The sequence below is a fragment of the Micromonospora sp. DSM 43699 genome (genome assembly GCF_055517075.1).
Genome location: NZ_JBTMMT010000024.1, coordinates 1 through 21475, shown reverse-complemented (window position 1 = coordinate 21475; position 21475 = coordinate 1). Strand labels below are relative to the sequence as shown.

Below are 21475 nucleotides of genomic sequence, written 5' to 3'. Positions count from 1 at the left end.
GGTTATCGGCGTCGAGGGTGTTCGACACGAGTAGATGCCGGCCTACTGGACGAGGGAGTCCGCGAGGTAGGCGAGGCGGTTTCGGCGCCTCCTGCGAGCGGGTCGGCGCTGGGAGGGTTCATGAGTAAACGTCTGGTCGTCGAGACCCACGCCAGTTCCTGCTACTTCCGCACGTCCGTCGACGACGGTGAGCGCAAGGCGCTGGTGCAGATCACCGAGCGGTGCAACCTGCACTGCGCCCACTGCTTCGTGTCCTCCACCGAAACCGGCACGGACATCGCGCTCCAGAAGATGGTCGAGGTGGTGCTGCCCCGGCTGCGGCGGGCCCGGGTAACCCGGTTGACGTTGACCGGCGGCGAGCCGTTCGCGCACCCGCACCTACTCCAGATCTGCGCCGCGGCGGCGCGGATGGACCTACCCGTCAAGATCTGCACGAACGCCACCCAGACCAGCGACGAACAGATCAGCACCCTCGCCGAGCTGGGCAACGTGCGGGTCAACGTCAGCTTCGACGGATTCCGCCCCGCCTCGCACGGCCGGTTCCGAGGCAACCGCGACTCCTTCGCCATCACCCGGGACACCACGCGACGGTTCGCCGACGCGGGCCTGCTGCACGGGATCCTCTCGACGCCCAACGTGCTCACCCGCCCGCAGGAGTTCACCGAGCTGTGCGCGTTCGCCGCCGACCTGGGCGCGGCGTACGTGCTGATGAACCCGCTGTCGAGCTTCGGCCGGGGCGTGAAGTCCCACGGACGGCTCGCCGCCCCGGAGCAGACGATGCGGGCCATCGCCGCCGCCACCGCGCCCCTGGCCGACCGGGTCGAGCTGGTGCCGATCCGGTTCCCCAACGACACCCGGCCGTTGTCCGGCTGCGACGCCGGCACCCTGATCTACGTGTTCGCCAACGGCGACACCGCCGTCTGCCCCTACCTCGTCTTCGCCGCCCGCACACCCCAGTCCCCACACGCCGACCGCGAGTTCCTGGTCGGCAACATCCTCGACGGGGAGATCGCCAACGCCCTCGACCGGTACCGCTTCCACGACCGCTACCAGGTCGGCGCCAACACGACCTGCGGGACGTGCGCGGTCAACGACTCCTGCGGCAAGGGCTGCCCCGCCGCAGTGATCGCCGCCGGCCAACGCATCGGCGCCCCGGACACCGAGCAGTGCCCGCCCGAGGCGATCCGGCTCCCGCTGATCCCGATCTCACCCACAGGAGCCTGACCTGCCATGTTGATCGTTGTCGAGGGACCCAACGGCGTCGGCAAGACCACCATCGCGGGACTGCTGGCCCAGCGGCTACGCCACCGTGCAGGTCAACCCGTGCACCTGACGACCGAGCCCACACGCACCCGCCTGGGGAACCTGCTGCGCGAGGCCGAGGCCGTCATCCACGGACGGGCCCTCGCGCTCGCGATCGCCGCCGACCGCACCATGCACGTCGAGGACGAGATCATCCCCGCCCTCGACGCCGGCGGCATCGTCGTCACCGACCGGTACGTCCAGTCCTCGCTGGTGCTGCAGCGCGTCGACGCGGTCGACCTCCGCGAGATCTGGAGCTACAACCGGTACGTCCTGCAACCGGCCATCTCCCTCTACCTGGTCGACGACCCGCAGGTCATCGCCGGCCGGCTCGCCGCGCGCCGACGGCTGACCCGGCTGGAGGCCACCGGCACACCCGAACGCGAGTTGCAGCTCTACCAGCAGGCGTTCGACTTCCTCGACCGCCAGTCGTGGCACCAGGCGATCATCGACTGCCGCGGCCGAAACCCCGAGCAGGTTGTCTGCGCCGTCCTCGACACGCTGGCCCCGTTGCTCGCCCGCACTCCTGCGGCGTGAAGACTCGACGCCGTGTTGTCGATCCTGACCCTGAACATCCAGGCCACCTCCCGGCGGCGCGCCGACGCGCTGCTGCGGTGGCTCTCCGGCCGCCCTGAGCAGATCCTCCTGCTGACCGAGACCAGCGGCGGCGACGGCACCGCCCACCTGCTCGACTGCTTCCGCCGCGCCGGCTGCCAGGTACACCACCCACCCCTGCCCGGCGACCGCGGCGCGGCGATGATCAGCCGTGTCCCCATCACCGTCCGCCCGGACATCACCGCCGGGCTGAGCATCCCGGGCCGGGCCGTCGCCGCCACCGTCCACACCGACCCACCGGTCACCGTCCTCGGCGTCTACGTGCCCTCCAGCGATCGCGCAAAGGCCAAGGTCGAACGTAAGCGGGCCTTCGTCGCCTCCCTCGTCACCGTGATCGGTGACCTGACGGCCAGCGAGCGGGCGCACCTGGTGCTCGGCGGGGACTACAACGTCATCCCCCGCGAACACAAGCCCACCTATCCCGGCGTGTGGCTGCCGTTCGAGTACGAACTGTTCGACGCACTGACCGCCGCCGAACTCACAGACGTACACGACCATCTCGCCCCTGGAGCACAGCAGCACAGCTGGTTCGGCCGGGCCGGCAACGGCTACCGCTTCGACTACCTGCACGTCGGCACGGCACTGCGCGACCGGCTGTGCGGCGGCAGCTACCTGCAGGAGCCCCGCGAACAGCGCCTCACCGACCACGCGGCGGTCACCCTCGACCTGGACCTGCAGGTCCACACCCTCGACGTACGGCCCACTCCGTCGGTGGTCGAGCCGGCGACCCTGTTCTAAACTCCCACCCGCGCCGCCCGGATCAGCGAGTCGTATGTGTCGGTGGTGCGTTCCAGGGACACGCCCAGCGTGGCGGCGAACCGGTCGAGCTCGGCCTGGATCCGCTCACCCGCCTCGCCGTCGGTGACGATCCGCTCGATCTCCACGAACGCCCCGATGCCGTCCACCTCGTCGACGCACAGCGACATCAGCCCGAGCGTGGCCGTGCGGCGGGCCTTGCGGATGCGGACCGTCGGGTAGAAACCCATCTGCCGGATCGCGGCGTCCATCTGCACCCGATCGGCCACCTCGGTTTCGTGCTCGACACACGACAACTCGTTGGCCACCGGCGTCTTCACCGTCAACAGATGCCGCCCCCGCTCGGTACGCAGCCGGGCGAACGGCACCCCGATCTTCGACTGGCCGTACTCCCAGCCCACCGGCGCGTACGCCTGATCATCCTGCTCAACCGGCGCCGACAGGACGACACCACGCACCGTGAGGGCCGCCTCCAACGCGGCAAGATCACCGATCCGGTACTTGACCTCCACCTCGTACGCCGACGGCCCGGTCATACCTGTCGTCTGGAGCGTGTTCATGCCCGTCACGCCGTCGCACCCTACGGCTCGATCGCCCGGGTCGGCGGTCGGCGCGCCCGCGACCGTGCACGAGGTGGTCAGCTTGCCGCTTTCATCAGCACGTCACGTGCCTGTGGGTGGGTGCATCGCGCGTCGCGGAGCTGCCGGACCACGTCCTGCAGGTACGTGGATACCCGGGGTGAGTCGACTGTTGTGGCTACGTCCAGTGCGTGGTCGAGCGGCTCGCAGGCGGCGATTGGGTCGCCTGCCCGGAGCCGGGCGTTGGCCAGGTCGCAGAGGGCGAGCAGGCGGTCCCTCGGGTATGCGTTCGTCGCGGTGTTCGCGCGTTGTGTCAGGTAGGACGTGGCGTGGTCGGGTTTGCGCAGGGCCAGCCATGCTCGGCCGGTCGCCCCGTCGACGGCCGTCGGGGTCAGCCATTGCGTCCACCAGGGCTGATCGTCGTGGCTGACGTCCTGGAGTTGTTCGTGGGCGTGGGCGCTGGCTCGTTCGACTCCGTCGATGTCGCCTCGACGTCCGGCGATGGTGATCTCCCGTTGTGCGATCACGGCGCGGACGCGGTTCGGCAGCGTGTCGGGGTTGCGGGTGGCGGCGGTCGCGATCAGGGTGGCCGCTTCGGTGTGGTGGCCCAGCCAGGATTCCTGGTAGGCGGTGGAGGCGAGCAGGTTCGCGGTGGCCTGGTGCAGCGCGGGGTCGGGGCTCGCTTCGCGGGCTACCCGGAGTCCGGTCAGGTAGACCCGTTGGGCGCGTGCGTGTTCGGCGGCGTCGAAGAGCATCCAGCCGTATGTCTCGGACATTTCGATGTAGAGGCGGTGGAGTTGTCGTCCTTCGGTATCGCCGTAGGAGCATCGGGTGACGATTTGGCTGAGCAGGCTCCACAGTCCGCCGGCCCACAGCAGTGCCGGTCTGCTGCCCTCGGTGTCGTCGAGTTCGCGGCTTCGTCGCACGGATGTCTCGATGTTGGCCAGTAGTGACTGGGACACGCGGTCGCCGTTGAGCGCTGGCTGGAGGGTTTCTCCTGCCGGCAGTAGGAGGTCCAGGGCGCACGCGGTGACTGCGGATCCGGTGAGCAGTACGAACTTGCGGCGCTTCATGTCGTCTCCCTGGCTGGCCAGCAACAGCTCTCGGGCGGTGACGGCGTAGGGGTCGTCGAGAGCGTGCGACCGCCGGGCCGGTCTGTCCCAGCCTAAGTCGGCGGGCGTGAGACGCAAGCCTCGATGCAGGTGAAGGACGGCAATGATGTCGGTCATGGTCGCAGTCGACGGCTGGCGACCCTGCACCCACTTGTAGGCGGTCTTGGCGTGCAGGGCCGCCGCCCCGCGCTGACGGCGTACCTCGTTGATTCTGGCGATGAGCTGTTCGGGGCTCCATCCGAGGGCAGTCATATGTGCCCGCAGCGGCGATTCGTGCGTCGCTGTCATGTCGCTTCCAAGTCCTTGTGGCTTTTTCGCGTGCCCGAAGGTAGCACTGCTTTCAGGTCTTGTCCGGCCTGTCCTGCATGGATCAGGTGTCGTACACCTCTTCGGTGTCTACGCCGGTTGCACCCGGCACCCCGCCTCACCGTCTAGCCCCAGCGATAGTCGACGACCGATGCTGATATCGCAGCGAACGGTCGGCACCTCACCGGCTGATGGCGCTGCTGCTACCGGCCAAGGCCAGTAACCCAGCGGGCTTCAGAACCGTGGCGACGACTGCGGGCTGACGACCTGGAGCCGGGAACAAGGTGCGAGCGCGATGCGGACGCGCCACACGGCTGTCCATAACCGCCGCTATAAGCCGGCCGATCGAATTGTCAACCGGACGTCGCACAGCAATGGGACAGGGGAAATGATGATGCCGAAATCGGATGCGGCCGACATGCTCACCCTGCGCCGGGCCGCCGGCCACATCGGCGCGTACGTCGACGGCGTCGACCTCGCAGGCGCGTTGAACGAGCCGCTGATCGCGGCGCTGCGCGACGCTTTGCTGGCCCACAAGGTGCTGTTCTTCCGCAACCAGGAGCTGGACCACGCCGCACACGTCGCGTTGGGTCAGAGGTTCGGGACGCTGACCGTGCGATCCCGGTCGCAGAGCAACGCCTCCCTCGACGTGTATCCGCAGATCCTGACGATCTCTCCGCAGATCGACCGGGACCGGTACGGGGTCGACTACGAGGCCCACTACCGCCTCCGGTGGGCGTCGGGCACAACCGGCTGGCACACCGATATGTCCCACGTGGTGAACCCGCCGGCGGCGTCGATCCTGCGGGCCGAAACGGTTCCGCCGTTCGGCGGCGACACGCAGTGGACCAACCTCGTGGCGGCCTACGAGGGGCTGTCGGCCCCGTTGCGGACGTTGTGCGATGGTCTCCAGGCTGAGCACAGTTTCTTCGCCGGTTATCGGATGGTCCCCTCCGATCCGGTCGACCGCGCGATCCTCGACATGATCGGCCCCGACGCGCCGGTCGCGGTGCACCCGGTGGTCCGGGTGCATCCGGAGACCGGCGAGAAGGCGCTGTTCGTCAACCCGTCGCGCACCGCGCGGATCGTCGGGTTGTCCCCGGCCGAGAGCAGCGCGCTGCTGGGCCTGCTGTTCGACCAGGTGACGCGGCCGGAGTACACGGTGCGGTTCGGTTGGGAGCCGGGTTCCGTGGCGTTCTGGGACAACCGGTCCACCGCGCATCTGGCGGCCCCGGACATCGACCACCTCGACGGCGTCGAACGGGTCCTGCACCGGGTGACGATCATCGGTGACCTGCCCGTCGGCCCCGATGGGTACACGTCACGGGCCCTCTCCGGGACGCCGCTGGGCGCGGACCTTCCCATGGACGAGGCGCCTGTGGAAGGGCGCGTCCGGTGAGGGCCGCGCCGATGCCGAGCCAGCGCACGTCGCACGGCTTCGCCCGCTTCGAGCCTGGCTCCCTGACCAGCGCCGCCGATGCCGCGCACCTGTTCCCCCGGTTCCCGATGTACCGGCAGGGCCTGGAGTGGTTGGCGCGGTTCGTCACCCGCTCTCATCCCGACCTGGGCCGGCCCGGCGCGGTGTGTCCACGTCTGGCGCCCGCTCTGCGCACCGACACGGTGTGGTTGGTCGCGATCGCCCTCACCGGCGCGTCACCCGAGCACGCGGTCGAGGCCAGCAAGGTGCTGGGGCACCTGTTCGAGGACCTGGCCACGCCGGAGCAGCGGCAGTCGGCGGCGCTGCTGGGCTTCTTCCCCGACCTGCCGGCGCAGAACGCCGCCGCCTTCATCGACGGCGGCCACCGGCTGGTACGGCCGTGGTTCGTCGAGCGCGGACTGATGCTCGGGGAGTTCCACCCCACGAGCACCGTCGGCGGCGTCCACAACCGCGACCTACCGGTGATGCGGTGCCCGGCACCGATGTTCGCGGTCCGCGCGATCACCCCTCACGACCTGATGTTCCTCGACCAGCCCGATACCCCGCCCGCCGACCGGCTGGCCTACCTGGAGGCGTTCGACAGGCACGTCGGCGCACGCCTCAACCAGGCGGCCCGGGTGGGCCTGCATTCGCGGATCGACGAGGTCCGCGCCGCCCTGACCTCGGGAGGCCCGTCGTGACCGTCCGACACACCCCAGCGCTCGCGGCACCGACCCTGACGACGGCGTTGGAGGCGACCTACCGCGACAACGGGCTCACGCCGGCGGTCGTCACCCCGGCCGGCACGTGGACCTACCGCGATCTGGCCGCTCGCGCTCACGGTGTCGCCGAGGCCGTGCGCACCGCGACGCCGGCCGCGGGACGGAGCCCGATCGTGGCCGTGGTGCTCGATCGGTCCCCCGACTTCGTGGCCACCGTCATAGGCGTGGCCGCCGCGGGTGCGGTGTATCTGCCGCTGGATCCTGGTGCCCCCGACACTTATCTGGGTCAGATCTTCGACGAGTCCAGGCCGTCGATGGTCGTGACGAGCAGCGAACGTGCTCACCGCCTGCGGGGGTTGACCCACGCCCCGGTCGTGACCCCCCTCGACCTGACCTCCTCCGCCCCCGCCGTCGCCACCGGTGATGCCGCCGGCATCACCGGCCACCCGCCTGAGAAGCAGGTGAGCACGGCGGAGGTGGCGCTGCGGGACCCGGCGTACGTGGTCTACACCTCCGGGTCCACCGGCACCCCGAAGGGTGTGGTGGTGTCGGGTGAGGCGTTGCTGAACGCCACGGCGGCCCGGGTCGACCGGTACGGGCCGGCGGGGCGGGTGCCGCTGCTGCATTCACCGGCGTTCGACCTCACCACCGGCGTGCTGTTCTGGACGATCCTGTCCGGCGGCACCCTGGTCATCGCACCGGGCGGGCTCGCCGACGTCGCCGCCACCGTGGCGCTGATCCACCGGCACGACATCACGCATCTGATCTACCCGGCGTCGTTGTACGGGGCGTTCCTGGACCGGGCAGCCCACGGGCCGCCGGCCAGCCTGGTGGCGGTCGGGATCGGCAGCGAACGCTGGAGCCCCGTGCTGATCGAACGGCACGCCCGTGTGCTGCCAGCGGTATCCCTGGTGAACGAGTACGGCCCCACCGAGGCCACCGTCTGCTCCAGCTACGCCCTGATCTACGACGGGCCGCACGCCCGATCGGCGCCGATGAGCATCGGCCGGCCCGTACGCAACACGGGCTACCTTCTGCTGGACAGCGACAGGAACCTCGCCACCGGTGCCGGTGAGTTGGCCATCACCGGCACGAACCTCGCCCTCGGCTACCTGAACAACCCCGGGCTGACCGCGCAGCGGTTCGTCACCCTCGCCAGCGGGGAGCGGGCCTATCTGACCGGCGACCTCGCCGAGCGTGATCCCGCCGGGGACTTCGTGTTCCTGGGCCGGGCGGACCGGCAGATCCAGGTCGGCGGGCACCGGGTCGAGCCGGGCCACATCGAAACCGTGCTGATGGGGCACCCCGGCGTCATGCAGGCCCACGTCGCCGGCCTGCCGGGCGTCGGCGGCACCGGGTCGAGCACCCTCGTCGCCTACCTGGTGCCCCACCCGGACGCGGACAGTCTGGCGCCCACAGCCTCAAGTCCCGTGCCGGCCCGTGGCGGGGAAGGGCAGATGGCGGGCGACTGCGACCAATACCTGCGGAATCGGGTGCCGGCCTATCTGGTGCCGTCCGCGTACGTGGTGCTGCCGGAACTGCCCCGCACCCCGGCCGGCAAGATCGACGAGGCGAAACTGCCCAACCCCACAGTCGCCGCCGCCGCCGCTGCCGCCGCCGATGCCCCGACAGATCCGCTGCACAAGGCGTTGGTCAGGGCGGCGGCGGGCATCCTGGGCGTGGCCACGGTGCCGGTGGACCAGCCGTTGACGTCCCTGGGGGCGAGTTCGCTGGTCCTGATCCGCCTCGCCGCCGTCATCGCCCACGACCACGGGGTCGACGTGCCGATCAGCGCGCTGTTCGGCGCGTCCGCCATCCACCAGATCGCCGAGCTGGTCCGGGCGGGGACCCCGTCGGGCCGGCCGGTTCTCCGTCCGGCGGCAGGGGAGCCCGAGACCGTCTACGGGAGCGTGTGGCCGCTGAGTGGTCAACAGCGCCAGATCTGGGTCCTGACGCAGATGGCCCCCGACGCGTTGGCGTACAGCACCCAGTTCTCCCTGCGGATGTCCGGCCCGGTGAACGTTGACGCCCTGCAGGCGGCGCTGTCCCATGTGGTCGCCCGGCACGAGATCCTGCGCACCACCTTCCACGACGGCCCGGACGGGCCGGTTCAGGTCGTGCGCGAACCGTGGGCCGCCCGGGTGGACCTGGTCGACCTCAGCGACCTCGACGACGACGCCCAGGCAGCGGAGCTGGACTGGCGGATGCGGGCGGCGGTGGCGGCCGGGTTCGACGTGGCGGTGCTGCCGCTGGTGCGCTGGCACCTGTTCCGGCTCGGGCCGCGATCATGGCGGCTGCTCCAGGTCGAGCATCACTTCGCGCACGACGGATGGTCCGCGCAGCTGTTCCTGGCCGAGATGCGCGACGCCTACCGGGCGATCCTCGACGGCGAGGTTCCGCGCCTCGACGCGCTGCCCGTGCAGTACCGCGACTACGCCGCCTGGTATCAGCAATGGCGCAGTACCGGCGACTACGCCGACCAGGTCGCCTACTGGCGGAACCGGCTGGACGGTTGCCCGCCGGAAGGGACGACGTTCGCCCCCGACCGGCCCCGTCCGTCCGGACGGACCTACCGCGGTGGCCGTCTGGTCGCCCACATCCCACCCGAGACCGTGCGGCACCTTGACGAGTTGGCCGCCGCGCACGGGGTGAGCAGGTTCGCGGTGTTCCTGGCCGCGTTCGCCCTGCAGGTGTGGCAGCACACCCACGATCGCGACATGGTGATCGGGTCGGCTCTGGTCAACCGGCGCCAGGCCGGCACCGAATCCCTGCTGGGCATGTTCGTCAACGCGCTGCCGCTGCGCGTGGACGTCGACCCCGACGCCAGCACCGCAGCACTGCTCCAGGCCACCATGACCACCCTGCTCGGGGCGCAGGACCACCAGGAGTTGCCGCTGCTGGACCTGCTGGCGCATCTGAACGTGCCCCGCGACCCGGGCAACCCGCTGTTCAACCTGATGTTCGCCTTCCACGACACCCCCCGACCGGACTTCCAGGTCGGGACGCTCAGCGGGCAGCTGGTCATCGAGCACAACGGGACCGCGAAGGCTGACCTCAACGTCGTGTGCGTGCCCGACCCACCGACCCCCGGCGCGGCGGAGCACCGGCCCGGGATGAGCGTCCTGTGGGAGTTCGACAGCGACCTGTTCGATCCCGACACCGCCAGGGAACTCCTGTCCGGCTACGAGCGGATCCTGCACGTCCTGCCTCAGACACCCGACCGGCCGGTCCGTGACCTGGACCTCCTGGGAACCGCCGAGACCACCCGGATCCTGGCCGCGGGAACCGGCCCGCACGACGCCATGCCGTCCGGCACCCTGCACGCGGGCTTCGACTCAGCCGCCGCCGCCCACCCGCACGCCGTCGCGCTCGAACACGCCGGCACCCGGTGGACCTATCGGGACCTCGACCTACGCGCAGGGGCACTTCAGCAACGCCTCACCGCCCTCGGCGTACGCCCCGGGCACATCGTGGCGGTGGCGTGCCCGCCGGGCGTCGAACTGATCACCACCATCCTGGCCACCCTGCGTCTCGGCGCCGCGTACGTCTGCCTGGACCCCGGACAGCCCCCGGCACGGACCAGGCTGATACTCGCCGACGCCGACATCCGCGTTATCGTCACCACCCGCCAGACCACGAACGGCCACGACACCGGATGGCCGCCCGCCGGAACGGCCCTGCTCTACGCCGACGACCCCGCACCCGGCCCCGCACCCGCCGGCCCGCCGCCGGCCGCACCTGGCGTGCGTCCGGACGATCGCGCTTACCTCGTGTACACCTCGGGGTCCACCGGCACCCCGAAAGCGGTCGTGACCACCCACCGCAACGCCTGCGCCGCCCTGCACGCCCGGACCCGCCACCACGCGGTCACGCCCGCACCCGCGAGGCCCGCCCGGACCCTGGTCACCCTGCCCGCGATCTTCGATGTCGCGCCGCACATGATGCTGTGGACGCTGCAGACCGGCGGCACGATCGTCCTGCCCGACACGCCGAGCAGGCCCAGGACCCCGACCAGATCCGCGCCCTGGTCGACCGGCACCACGTCACCCACGTCAACTTCACCGCGTCGTTCTACCGGGCCCTGCTCGGCACGATGCCCACCGAATGGCAGCCAACACTGCGGGTCGTGGCCATCGGCGGTGAGGCGTGCGCACCCGACGACGTCCGCGACCACGCCCGCCGGCTGCCGCACGTGGCCCTCGACAACGAGTACGGCCCTACCGAAGCCACCGTCTGGTGCTCCGTCGCGCGCCTGCACCCGCCGGAGCCCGACGCGCGATCACGGGTGACTGTCGGTCTCCCGCTGACCAACAACAGCATGTTCGTCCTGGGCCCGGACGGCGACCTCCTGCCCGCAGGTGCCGCAGGTGAGCTGTTCATCGGTGGTGCCGGTGTCGCCGCCGGCTATCACCGCCAACCCGACCTGACCCAGCAGCGGTTCGTGACGCCCCGACGGGGTCCGTTGGCCGGACAGCGTCTCTACCGCACCGGTGACCGGGCACGCCTGCGCGCCGGCCGGTACGAGATCCTCGGACGCCTCGACGACCAGGTGAAGATCCGCGGCTACCGCATCGAACTCGGCGAGATCACCGCCTGCCTGCTCCAGCACCCCGACGTCACCGACGCCGCCGTCACCGTGCAAGGCCCCAGCGATGCGGGGAAGCTGATCGCGTTCGTCGCCACCGCTCACCCCCAGGCATGCCTGCCGGATCTGCTGCGGGCCTGGACCGCGCAGCGCCTCCCCGCCTACATGGCCCCCGCCGGCTACGTCGTCGTCGACGAACTCCCGCGCACCGCGACCGGGAAACTCCAGCCCGAACGCCTCAGCACACTGAGCACCCCGGTCGCAGCGGCGGCCCCGGTCGCCGTGCCGACCACGCAGCGCCAGCAGCGGCTGCTGCGGACGTGGCGCGAGCAACTCCAGCGACCCGACCTCGGCATCGACGACGACTTCTTCGCCTGTGGAGGCGATTCGCTGCAGGCGATCCAGGCAGCGGCCCGCGCCCGTGACCTCGGAATCGAGGTGACCGTCGCGCAGCTCGTGGCCGCCCCGACCGTCCGCGCCCTGGACCGACTACTCACCACCCCCGACGACAACGCCACCGTCGCACTGGCGGCGACCGCGCGGCGTCCCGGCGGCACACCGCTCGCGCTGACCGCCATCCAGGCATGGTTCTTCGCCCAGAACTTCGCCGATCCGGACCACTTCCACCAGGCGCGGCTGTTCACCCTCGCCGACACCTGCGATCTGCCGAGCCTGCGCGCCGCCGCCAGGTGGGCGCTGCACCGCCATGACGCCTTCCGCACCCGCTTCACCCGCCACGACCATGCGTGGACAGCCGTCCTGGACGACGCCATGCACGGCGGCCTCATCCGCGAACACACCCTGCCCCCGGCCGGAAACCGGCCGACATCCGAACGGTTGACCCCCGTCCTGGAGGGTCTGCACGACGGCATCAGCATCGCCTCCGGGCGCCTGGCATCCGTCACTATCGTGAGGGACAACGACGGCCGGCAGCGCTGGCTGTACATCATCGCCCACCATTTGATCATCGACGCGGTGTCCTGGCAGATCCTCGTCGACGACGTCGAGAGGGCCTACCGCCTGCTGCGTGCCGGCCAGGCCCTACCCGAGGGCAGCGCGCCGGGCCTGCCCACCGCGCCCACGACCCCGCCCAAGGTCGGCCCGGAACCCGACCTCTACTGGCAGAACCTGGCCACAGCGGCGAAACCGGTCCTCACCGGCACCGGCTCCGGCGGGCCACCGGCCCCGGTCGGCGCCCGCATCCGCGTGCGGCGGCGGCTGTCGACCCACGCCGGCATGTACCTGCGCCACGACGCCCACCGGCTGCGCGGCGTCGGCGCCCAGGCCATCCTGCTGGCCGCGCTCCGACGAGCCCTGCAACCCTTCACCGACAGCCCCGACCTGTACGTCTGGCTCGAAGGCCACGGACGCTCCCATCACGGATCCGCCGACCACGAGGGCGTCGTCGGCTGGCTGACCACCCTCTACCCGGCCCTCCTCACCGCCACCGACACCCACCCGGGACGCCTCATCGACGTGGCCGCCGACTTCCAGCGGCAACTCGCGGCGATCCCCGACGGCGGAGCCGGTTTCGGCCAATCCCGCTACCTGCACCCCGACTCCCCACTCGGACGCCAACTGGAAGCCCTCGCCGCCCCCCAGGTCACCGTCAACTACCTCGGCCACCACCAACCCACCGGACGAGACCGGATCCTGCGCCCGGTCCCCGGCCCGACCGGTGCCAGCATCGCCGCGAGCAACGTGCTGCCCACACCGATCGACCTGACAGTCGCCGCCGATCCGGACGGCATCATGTCCTGCCAGTTCCTGATCGATACGGGCCTGCTCACCCCGCAAGCAGCCGAGGACATGGCCGACCGCTTCACCGCCGAGGTCGAAGCGGCCGCCCGGCTCATCGCCCTCACCCCCACGCCCGTTCAGGCAGACGCGCGCACCCTGTTCCTCATCCACCCCGTCGGCGGGAAGATCGACTGGTACACCGCGCTGGCCGCCGCCCTGGGACCTGGCTGGGACTGCTACGGCCTTCCGCACGACGGATCCACCGACGCAGACACCATGCCCGCGCTCGCCCAGACCTACCTGGGTCGCCTCCGCGCCGCCAAACCCGACGGCCCATACACCCTGGCCGGGTGGTGTCTCGGCGCGGTGCTGGCCTACGAGATGACCCAGCAGGCACAACGCGACGGCGACAGCCACCGCATCGACGACCTGTTCCTACTCGACCCGCCCCACGCCGAGCAGCCTCTCGACGCCGACGACGCGATCATCACCCACGTCCAGTACGCCCTCATGCAGCACGGCTGGCCCGACCAGCCCCGACAAGCGATCACCGCCGCTCTGGGCGCCACGAGCGCCCTGCCGATCCCGGACCGGGCCTACGCGCTGGCCGCGGTCCTCGCCCCGGAGTCCATCGTCCCGCCGAGCTGGCCCAGCCAGCACGAGTCCCTCCTGCACCAGATGCGGATCCGGCTCGTCTGCCATGCCGCGATGTCCGCCTGGCATCCGGCCGGTCAGACACCGACGCTGCAGCTGATCCTTCCGCTCACCGTCACCCCCGGGACTGAGAACGCGACACGGACGTGGCGAACCCGAAGCAGCGACCCGCACGTGACCACGGTTGCGGGCGACCACGAAAGCATGCTCACCGGGCCAGGGCTCGACCAGATCACCACGCTCCTTCACGAGCGGCATTCAGCGCGGCCGACACACCCCGGGGCGGCGCAACGCCACCACGACAGAACGGGTGTTTTCGGTTACAACGCACTTGCCTGATAGCGTCTTCCGATCGCCCACGCTGTGCGGCATCCCATTCTTCAAGGAGTAAAAGCAGTGCGGATCCTGCCCGAGATCTCCCGCACCTTCGGTGAATACCTGCTCCTGCCCAACCTCACCGACGAGGCGTGCACGCCGGACCGCGTGGATCTGTCCGCCCCCGTGGTGCGACACCGGGTCGGGGAGCCGTCGGCGCTGCGGATCGCCGTCCCGATGGTCAGCGCGATCATGGGGGCGGTGTCCTCACCCCGGCTCGCCATCGCCCTGGCCCAGTGCGGAGGGCTGGCGTTCATCCACCAGAACCAGCCGATCGCCGCACAGGCCGAGATGGTGGCCGCGGTCAAAAGGCACAAGGCCGGCTTCCGGCACAGCGACATCAACATCAAACCGTCCGCGACCCTCGGTGAGGTCGGCGACCTGCTGGCTGCCGCCGAACGCGATGTCGCGGTCGTGACCGACGACGGAAGCCCCGGCGGCATGTTCCTCGGTCTGATCTCCACCAGCGACTTCAACGTGCACCGCCACGACCTCGGCGACAGCGTCGAAACCCGGATGCGCCCCGCTGCGGGCCTCGCCACCGCACCCACCGGCATCTCGCTGTCCGACGCGAACACCCTGATCTGGGACGCCCGCCAAGACGTCCTGCCGATCGTCGACGAGGACGGCCGCCTCACCTCGATCGTCCTCCGCCGCGACTACGAACTCCACAAGCAGTTCCGCAAGGAGAGCATCGACCAGGACAAGCGGTTCATGGTCGGCGCCGGGGTCAACACCCACGACTACCGCGAACGGATCCCTGCCCTGGTCTCTGCCGGAGCCGACGTTCTATGCCTGGACTCCTCCGACGGCTACTCGACCTGGCAGAGCACCGTGCTCCAGTTCGTTCGTGAGCAGTACGGCGACACGGTCCGCATCGGGGCCGGCAACGTCGTCGACGGACGCGGCTTCCGCTACCTCGCCGAGGCCGGCGCCGACTTCGTCAAGGTCGGCATCGGTGGCGGCTCGATCTGTATCACCCGCGACCAGAAGGGCATCGGCCGCGGCCAGGCGTCCGCCCTCGCCGACGTCGTCCGCGAACGCGACGCCTACGCCCGCGAGACCGGCCAGTACGTGCCGCTCTGCTCCGACGGTGGCGTCCTGCACGACTCCCACATGGCCATCGCCCTGGCCTTCGGCGCCGACTTCCTCATGCTCGGGCGCTACTTCGCTCGCTACGACGAAAGCCCGTCACCCCTGGTCAAGGTCGACGGGCAACTGTTCAAGGAATACTGGGGCGAAGGCAGCCAACGCGCCCGCAACGCCGCCCGCTACGGGCAGGGCAAGGCCCTCGTCTTCGAAGAGGGCGTCGACGGATACGTCCCCTACGCCGGCAGCCTCTACGACAACGTATCCGTCACCCTCACCAAGATCACCTCCACGATGATCAGCTGCGGCTCCACCACCCTGCCGCAATTCCACCAGACGGCGACCCTCGTCGAGGTCTCCCACCAGAGCTACCTGCAGAACAGAGAAGACGTACGGCTACGCGATCGCCCCAGCGCCATCAGCTGATCCGGCGGGGTGACACTACCGACCAGCGCAGGTCTCGCCGGGCATCCCAGGTGCCCGCGTGCCCGGTGGCCTGAAGCCCGGGTGGACCCACGTCGGAAGCTTCGACGCCATCGCTGGCCGACGACCCCGCATTGGTCGAGGTGCCGGCCAGCGATGGCGCGGCCCACGTGGCGTTACGCAGCCTTCGGTCGGTTTCTGCGTGGGACGAGCTTGATCGTGGCCTCGGCGGTCGTCTTCTTCAGTTCGGCGAGGACGGAGGTGTAGATGTCGGCGGTCATCTTGTAGGACGAGTGGCCGAGGGTGTCCTGGATTTCCTTGATGCTGGCTCCGGCGGCGAGCATCAGGGTCGCGGCGATGTGCCTGAGGTCGTGGAACCGTACTGGCGGGAGGCCGCTGCGTTCGACGAGCCGGTCGAAGCGGCCGGTAACCGTCTCCGGGTGCCACGGTTGGCCGTCGCGCTTGCGGACGAAGAAGATGTCGCTGTCGGCCCAGGCGTCGCCGGCGACAACCTTCCACGCCGCCCGGCGGAACAGGTACCGGCGCAGACTCGTGACGGTCTCGTCGCCAAGGTCAACGATCCTGTCCCCGGCCGCCGACTTCACCCCTTTCTCGATCACCTGGTAACCGACGCTGGTGCGCTGCCCGGTGATGGTGATCGCCGCGGCCTCCAGGTCGACGTCGTAGTCGTGTAAACCGCACAGCTCGCCTCGTCGAGGGCCGCGGTGGATCGCCACGTCGAACAGGGCGTACAGCTCGGGGTCCTCGGCCTCGGCGAAGTCGAGGAACTGGCCCGCCTGGACAGGTGTCCAGACCATGACCGGGCTGGGCCGCTGCCGCGTGCGGCGCCACCGGTTGACCGCCGCGTCGGTCCACAGCCGGGGTCTCGGCGGCCTGCCCGAGGCCAACTCGACCGACTCGGCGGGATTGTGGTCCACCAACTTGTGGTGATAGAGACGGCGGGCGTCGTTGAGCGCCTTACGCAGGGTCGCGAGGATCCGCTGCTGGCTGGCGTCGCCGACCGTGCGGATTCCCTTGACGGCGTCGCGGATCTCCTTCACGGGGCTGGCCTTCGCGGCGCGGATCTCGTCGTTGCGGGCCTCGATCGTGGCGAAGACCGACTCGATGTGCGCGGCGGTGAGTTCCTGCAGCGCCACCTGCCCCAGATGCGGGGTCCAGTACTTGGTGATGTGGTCCTGGTAGCTGCGCCGGGTCGCGGGCGCGAGCCTGACCCGGTTGGTGATCCATTCGGCGAGGTACTCGCCGAGGGTGAGCCGGGTGTCGGCGGGCACGTCGGCGCGGATGCGGCGGGCGACGTGGTCGCGGTCCGGCAGCGGCTGGTGGGGCTTGCACGCCTGCAGCAGGTCGGCGATGCGTCGGCGTTGGATCTCGTCGCGGCCGGCGAGGTCGAGCAGCGCGCGGGCGTGGTCGCGTTCGGCGGCGGCAGCCTCGCGGGTGTCGAACCCGGTGCGGCGCATCTGCCTCCGTGCGTGGCCGGCGTCGAGGGGCAGTTCGAGTTGGTACCGCCAGGTGCCGTGGTGGGGGTTCCAGCCGTTGCCGCGGCGGAGTTTGGGGCACTGTGCGCCGAGGCGTCGGCCGTTGTGTCGGCAACCGCAGCGTTTGGTGATGGATCCGTCTGCCATGACGAGTTCGCTCCTCGCCGACGCCCGCTGGTGAGCATCGGATTGTCGGGTGTCCGTTGGGTGGTGATCACCGCTCGTTTCGGCCGGGTGATCAAGTCGTCGGTGGTGGGGGCGGTGGGTCGCAACAGACGCCGAGAGCTGCCAGGATCGCGGCGACGGAGACCCGGTAGCGGGATCCGACCCGCAACACCGGCACCGGCAGCCGGTCGCGGCGCGCCAGCTCGTAGGCGCTGCTGCGGGACATGCCGAAGATCTCACCGACGGTCGCGACGTCCGTGACCGCTCCGAGCGCCCGGATGCCCTCAACGGTCCACACCGGCGGATTCTCTGCGGGAGTGCTGGCCATCTTGCTGTCCATGGGATTTGGTCCTTCGCGCAAAGAGGGTGAGAGCCCGCCACCGTGGTGGTGGCGGGCTCTCGGGATGGTGGGGGTTTGTTGGTGTGGTGGTCAGCCGGTTGGTTCGGTTGGCTCCCACCGACGCCGGCCGATCTCGGCGGTGCCGTGGTCGACGCGGGGGCGGCTCGGGCGTGACCAGCCCGACTGCGCCGGCCGGGAGGCGACCACGCGCCACCCGGCCGCCCGCAGGCTGGCCCCGCTCTCCCCGTCCTGGGTGTAGGTGACCAGACGCCGGTAGCCCAACGCCCGGGCGGCTTTCCACGCCGCCCCGTAGAGCAGGGAGCAGGCGTTGCGAGTTCCGTCCGTGGCCACTCTGGTGACCTCGAGGGTCATCCCGTCGTCGAGTCTGCGCGCGACGGGACGCCCGACGACGGCCACGCCGACCAGGACGTCGTCGCGGGCCACGCCGACGCTGAACTTGTGCCCCTGCGGCGGCCGATGATGGCGGTGCCAGTCCGCGACGAAGCCGCAGGCCTCGGCGAACGTGACCGGCACCGTCCGTAGGCTCACCCGCTCTCCTCGTTCGACAGGTCGTCGGGCAGGTACGGGACGAGCCGGGCCATCGCCTCGTCGTGGAACGCGGCGCTGATGTCGACCCCCACATAGCGGCGGCCGAGCTGCAGCGCGGCGAGGCCGGTCGTCCCGGCGCCGGAGAACGGGTCCAGAACGACACCGCCGGGTGGGCAGCCGGCCGCGATCGCCCGTAGCGGCAGGTCGATCGGAAAGGGGGCCACGTGCGACCCCCGGTAGGGGCGGGTCGCGATCCGCCACACATCCCCCGGGTTGCGTCCCTTCGGATGGGCGGCGGTGTGGGCGTGCCCGAGCGGGACGAGGTTGCCCCGCCCGGCCCGAGGCTCGCCCCGGACCTCCTCGGCACCGTACTTACCAGCGCCGTAAGCGCTGGCGCCGCGGCGGCGGGCGGTCGCGCCGATCCCCCCGGTGCGGCCCTTGCGTGCCCCGCCGATGATCCGGGTCCCGTCGGCGGCCTCCGGCCGGACGAACGGAATCCGGATCGGGTCGAGGTCGAAGTAGTAGGAATGGGACCTGGTAAGCAGGAACAGCAGTTCGTAGCCGGTACTCAGCCGGTCGGTCACGGACTCGGGCATCGGGTTGGTCTTCGACCAGATGACCGCGTTGCGCAGCCACCAGCCGCGCGCCTGCAGTGCGAACGCGATCCGCCAGGGCACGCCGATCAGGTTCTTCGCCGGCAACGGCGCGGACCGCCCTGATGTTCCGGTGGTCCCGCCGCCGGTGTCGTAGGCGCGACGGGTCCCGCCGGTGTAGCTGTCGCCGAGGTTCAGCCACAGCGTCCCGGTGGGTTGAAGGACCCGCAGCGCCTCGTCGAACACGCGCACCAGGCGATCGACGTACTCGCCCACGGTGGGCTCCAGCCCGTACTGCGGGTCGCCCCACGTCGCCCCGCACCGGCCGTACGCCGCGCCGTCGCGGCGATGCCCGGCGGGTATCGGGTGCGGGCAGGCGGGGGTGCCGCCGTGCCACGCACCGGTGCCGTAGTCCCGCAGCGACCAGAACGGCGGGCTGGTCACGATGGTGTCGACGCTGCCGTCGGGCATCGCGGCGAGCACCTGCCGGGCGTCGCCGAGATACAACTCGACCGGTCCGGCGTTCCGGTACCGGTAGGCGTCCAGCGAGGTGGGGTCGGTCATGCCGGCACCACCCACCGGTGCGGGCACAGCAGCAGCCGCAACGCTGCGGCTGCCTGGTGCGGGACGACGCCGTTGCCGAGGACCCGCAGCGCGCCGGTACGCGGCACCGCGAGCACCGGGTCGGTCACCCACTGCTGGTCGAGGCCCATGAGCCATTCCACGAACGGCGGCGCCAGCACCGGCTTGCCGTGCCGCCCGGGCTGGGTCGGCTCCGGCACCGGCCGGCCGAGCAATAACTCCCACCGCGCTACCGCCTCGGCATAGACGCCCCACCGGTCGACGTCGGGCTGACCCAACCCGGCGACGGTGGTACGCAGGTCCGCGCCACCGTCGCCGTGCCGGCCAGGTCCCCGCGCGTCGGAGGCGCGCGGAGTGGGCAAGGTCCGGGCCGGCACCCGCACCGCTGCCGACGGCAGGGTGAGATCCCCGTGCGAGCCGCGTTGCCCCGGGCAGCCCTTAGTGCCGTCGGTGGCCTTCGGGGTGGGCAGCAGCACCTGCGACAGCGGTGGCCGCCATCCGGCACCGGCGCGCCGGCCGGGGGTGCCGGTGTCGCTGGCGCGCGGGGTGGGCAGCAGCGGCGGAGTCGTCGGCTTCCCGCCACGCTGCGGCCGGTAGCCGCGGACCGCCGATTCTAGTGTCGGCCGCCAGGTGTCACGGTGGGTGCCGCTCATGTAGCCGGTGCCGCCTCCCGCGGTGGGTGTAGGCAGCAACTGCCCGGCGATACCGGCGAGACTGGGCCGGCGGGCCGCCCCGGCCGACGGGGACTTGTTCGACCCGTATGTCACCGCGGTCGGTGTCGGCAGCAGGTGATGGCGGGTCCCGGTCGGCTCGACCAGGTCCGGTAGCCCGTACTGGTGGCCGGGGCCCTTGCCGTCACGCGCGCAGGGTGTCGGCAACGTCCGTACCCCCTTCTCCTCCCCGTTGGTGGGTGGGGGTGGCCAGCAGGAACAGCCTGTCCCGTTGGTGGGCGGCGCCGATGTCGGATGCGCGTAGGCATGACCAGCTCGTGTCGTACCCGATCTCGGCCAGGTCGGCGTGAACGACGTCGAGTCCTCGTCGTAGGAGGGCGGCGACGTTCTCCACGAACAGCAGGTGCGGTCGTAGGACGCGAACGGCTGTGGCGACGTGGGTCCAGACGCTGGAGTGCTCTCCGGTGATCCCGGCGCGTTTGCCGGCGTTGGAGATGTCCTGGCAGGGGAAGCCGGCGGTGAGGATGTCGACGGGTTCGACCTGTGCCCAGTCGACAACGCTGATATCGCCGAGGTTCGGGATGCCGGGCCAGTGATGGGCCAGGACGGCGGCGGCGTGTCGGTCGGTCTCGGCGTACCAGGCGAGCCGGCCGCCGAGCACCAGCTCGACGGCCAGGTCGAGTCCTCCGTATCCGCTACAGACCGAGCCGACTCGTGGTGCGGCGGCGTGTTCACCGTTCACGCCACCTCCCCACGCCCCGCGGCGGCAGGTGCCGCCGCGTCGTGCGGGCAGGCCCACGGCCCACAGCCAGGCGCATCCGCCGGCCGTGGGCGTGGACGCAGTACCACCTCGTCGAGCGGCACCCGGGCTCTGTGCAGGAAGAACTGCCCGCGCAGCGGGTGCCCGTCGGCGTTGGCCTTCGCGGATCCGTTGCGGATCGCCCGGTCGAAGGCGACCGCGTCGGCCCACTCCGCGGGGCTGTTCGCCCGCAGGCCGGCCCAGAAGCCGTCGTCGTGGAAGGGGCAACCCACGCACGACGACTTCGGGGTGTCCCCGAGGCCTTGGTCGGCCAGGAAGCGGAGACAGTCGATCCGCCGCCAGCCCAGGTCGAGCAACGGGAAGACGTTGCGCATGTAGCCGACGTCCGAGTCACGGGCGCGGCCGATCTCGTCCAGGCTGATCCCGATCGCCATCTGCGCCCGCAGCCCGGCCGGCACCCGCGTCGGGTGCGGGTAGCCGAGCCGGCGCCGCACCTCCACCTTGATTGGTTTGATCTTGTATTCGGAGGTGCACTGCCGTCGGGCCATGCCCCGCTGACCGTTCGGCCCGAGCGTGAACAGGGGCATGGACGCGAAGCGGTGCTCCGGGTCGTGGGCGTCAGCCCGGATGTCTCCGGTGCTGACG

Annotated in this window: 16 protein-coding genes and 1 pseudogene; 8 read left to right on the top strand and 9 right to left on the bottom strand. The window is 70.8% G+C overall.

Features of this window, described 5'->3' with window-relative positions:
- Positions 1-120 precede the first annotated feature (120 nt).
- From AC0AIB_RS14450 to AC0AIB_RS14440, 3 genes are read left to right on the top strand one after another with little or no spacing between them, the layout of a single operon-like run.
- A complete protein-coding gene (locus AC0AIB_RS14450; RefSeq protein ID WP_465096832.1) occupies positions 121-1224 on the top strand; it encodes a radical SAM protein in 1104 nt (367 codons plus the stop codon).
- Positions 1225-1230: 6 nt separating this feature from the next.
- Positions 1231-1839: a dTMP kinase gene (gene tmk, locus AC0AIB_RS14445; protein ID WP_465096831.1), complete on the top strand. Its 609-nt coding sequence runs from the start codon at positions 1231-1233 to the stop codon at positions 1837-1839.
- Between the two features lie 12 nt (positions 1840-1851).
- The gene (locus AC0AIB_RS14440; protein WP_465096830.1) at positions 1852-2655 is read left to right on the top strand and encodes an endonuclease/exonuclease/phosphatase family protein; all 804 of its coding nucleotides are present in this window, start codon (positions 1852-1854) and stop codon (positions 2653-2655) included.
- Here the strand turns inward: AC0AIB_RS14440 and AC0AIB_RS14435 are convergent.
- Complete coding sequence (locus tag AC0AIB_RS14435; protein ID WP_465096877.1) at positions 2652-3233, bottom strand: class IV adenylate cyclase; 582 nt, start codon at positions 3231-3233, stop codon at positions 2652-2654. The genes AC0AIB_RS14440 and AC0AIB_RS14435 overlap by 4 nt on opposite strands.
- Before the next feature lie 77 nt (positions 3234-3310).
- Positions 3311-4651 carry a hypothetical protein gene (locus AC0AIB_RS14430; RefSeq protein ID WP_465096829.1) on the bottom strand — a complete coding sequence of 447 codons (1341 nt, stop codon included), beginning with the start codon at positions 4649-4651 and terminating at the stop codon, positions 3311-3313.
- Between the two features lie 412 nt (positions 4652-5063).
- Between AC0AIB_RS14430 and AC0AIB_RS14425 the strand changes: the two genes are divergently transcribed.
- The 5 genes and pseudogenes from AC0AIB_RS14425 to AC0AIB_RS14405 all read left to right on the top strand — a co-directional run bounded on the left by AC0AIB_RS14425 (position 5064) and on the right by AC0AIB_RS14405 (position 15677).
- Complete coding sequence (locus tag AC0AIB_RS14425; RefSeq protein ID WP_465096828.1) at positions 5064-6068, top strand: TauD/TfdA dioxygenase family protein; 1005 nt, start codon at positions 5064-5066, stop codon at positions 6066-6068.
- Between the two features lie 11 nt (positions 6069-6079).
- Positions 6080-6787, top strand: a complete 708-nt coding sequence (locus AC0AIB_RS14420; protein WP_465096827.1) for a DUF6875 domain-containing protein — start codon at positions 6080-6082, stop codon at positions 6785-6787.
- A pseudogene (locus tag AC0AIB_RS14415) lies at positions 6784-11640 on the top strand (AMP-binding protein); the annotation flags it as partial. The gene AC0AIB_RS14420 and the pseudogene AC0AIB_RS14415, both read left to right, overlap by 4 nt.
- Positions 11641-11675: 35 nt before the next feature.
- Positions 11676-14126: a condensation domain-containing protein gene (locus AC0AIB_RS14410; protein WP_465096876.1), complete on the top strand. Its 2451-nt coding sequence runs from the start codon at positions 11676-11678 to the stop codon at positions 14124-14126.
- Between the two features lie 57 nt (positions 14127-14183).
- Positions 14184-15677, top strand: coding sequence for an IMP dehydrogenase (locus AC0AIB_RS14405; protein WP_465096826.1), 1494 nt, complete (start codon positions 14184-14186; stop codon positions 15675-15677).
- A 173-nt stretch (positions 15678-15850) separates the two neighbouring features.
- Here the strand turns inward: AC0AIB_RS14405 and AC0AIB_RS14400 are convergent, their stop codons facing one another.
- The 7 genes from AC0AIB_RS14400 to AC0AIB_RS14370 all read right to left on the bottom strand — a co-directional run.
- Positions 15851-17317: a tyrosine-type recombinase/integrase gene (locus AC0AIB_RS14400; protein ID WP_465096825.1), complete on the bottom strand. Its 1467-nt coding sequence runs from the start codon at positions 17315-17317 to the stop codon at positions 15851-15853.
- Positions 17318-17408: 91 nt separating this feature from the next.
- On the bottom strand, positions 17409-17675 hold the full coding sequence (locus AC0AIB_RS14395; protein WP_465096824.1) for a helix-turn-helix domain-containing protein: 267 nt from the start codon (positions 17673-17675) through the stop codon (positions 17409-17411).
- A gap of 90 nt (positions 17676-17765) precedes the next feature.
- Positions 17766-18224, bottom strand: coding sequence for an XF1762 family protein (locus tag AC0AIB_RS14390; RefSeq protein ID WP_465096823.1), 459 nt, complete (start codon positions 18222-18224; stop codon positions 17766-17768).
- Positions 18221-19381 (bottom strand): DNA-methyltransferase, encoded by a 1161-nt coding sequence (locus AC0AIB_RS14385; protein ID WP_465096822.1) that lies wholly within the window; start codon positions 19379-19381, stop codon positions 18221-18223. Before AC0AIB_RS14385 ends, AC0AIB_RS14390 begins: the two co-directional genes overlap by 4 nt.
- On the bottom strand, positions 19378-20166 hold the full coding sequence (locus AC0AIB_RS14380; protein ID WP_465096821.1) for a hypothetical protein: 789 nt from the start codon (positions 20164-20166) through the stop codon (positions 19378-19380). The genes AC0AIB_RS14385 and AC0AIB_RS14380 overlap by 4 nt, the downstream gene beginning before the upstream one ends.
- 88 nt (positions 20167-20254) lie before the next feature.
- On the bottom strand, positions 20255-20812 hold the full coding sequence (locus tag AC0AIB_RS14375) for a DNA cytosine methyltransferase (protein WP_465096820.1): 558 nt from the start codon (positions 20810-20812) through the stop codon (positions 20255-20257).
- On the bottom strand, positions 20809-21475 hold a 667-nt coding region (locus AC0AIB_RS14370), incomplete at its 5' end, for a hypothetical protein (protein WP_465096819.1). The genes AC0AIB_RS14370 and AC0AIB_RS14375, both read right to left, overlap by 4 nt.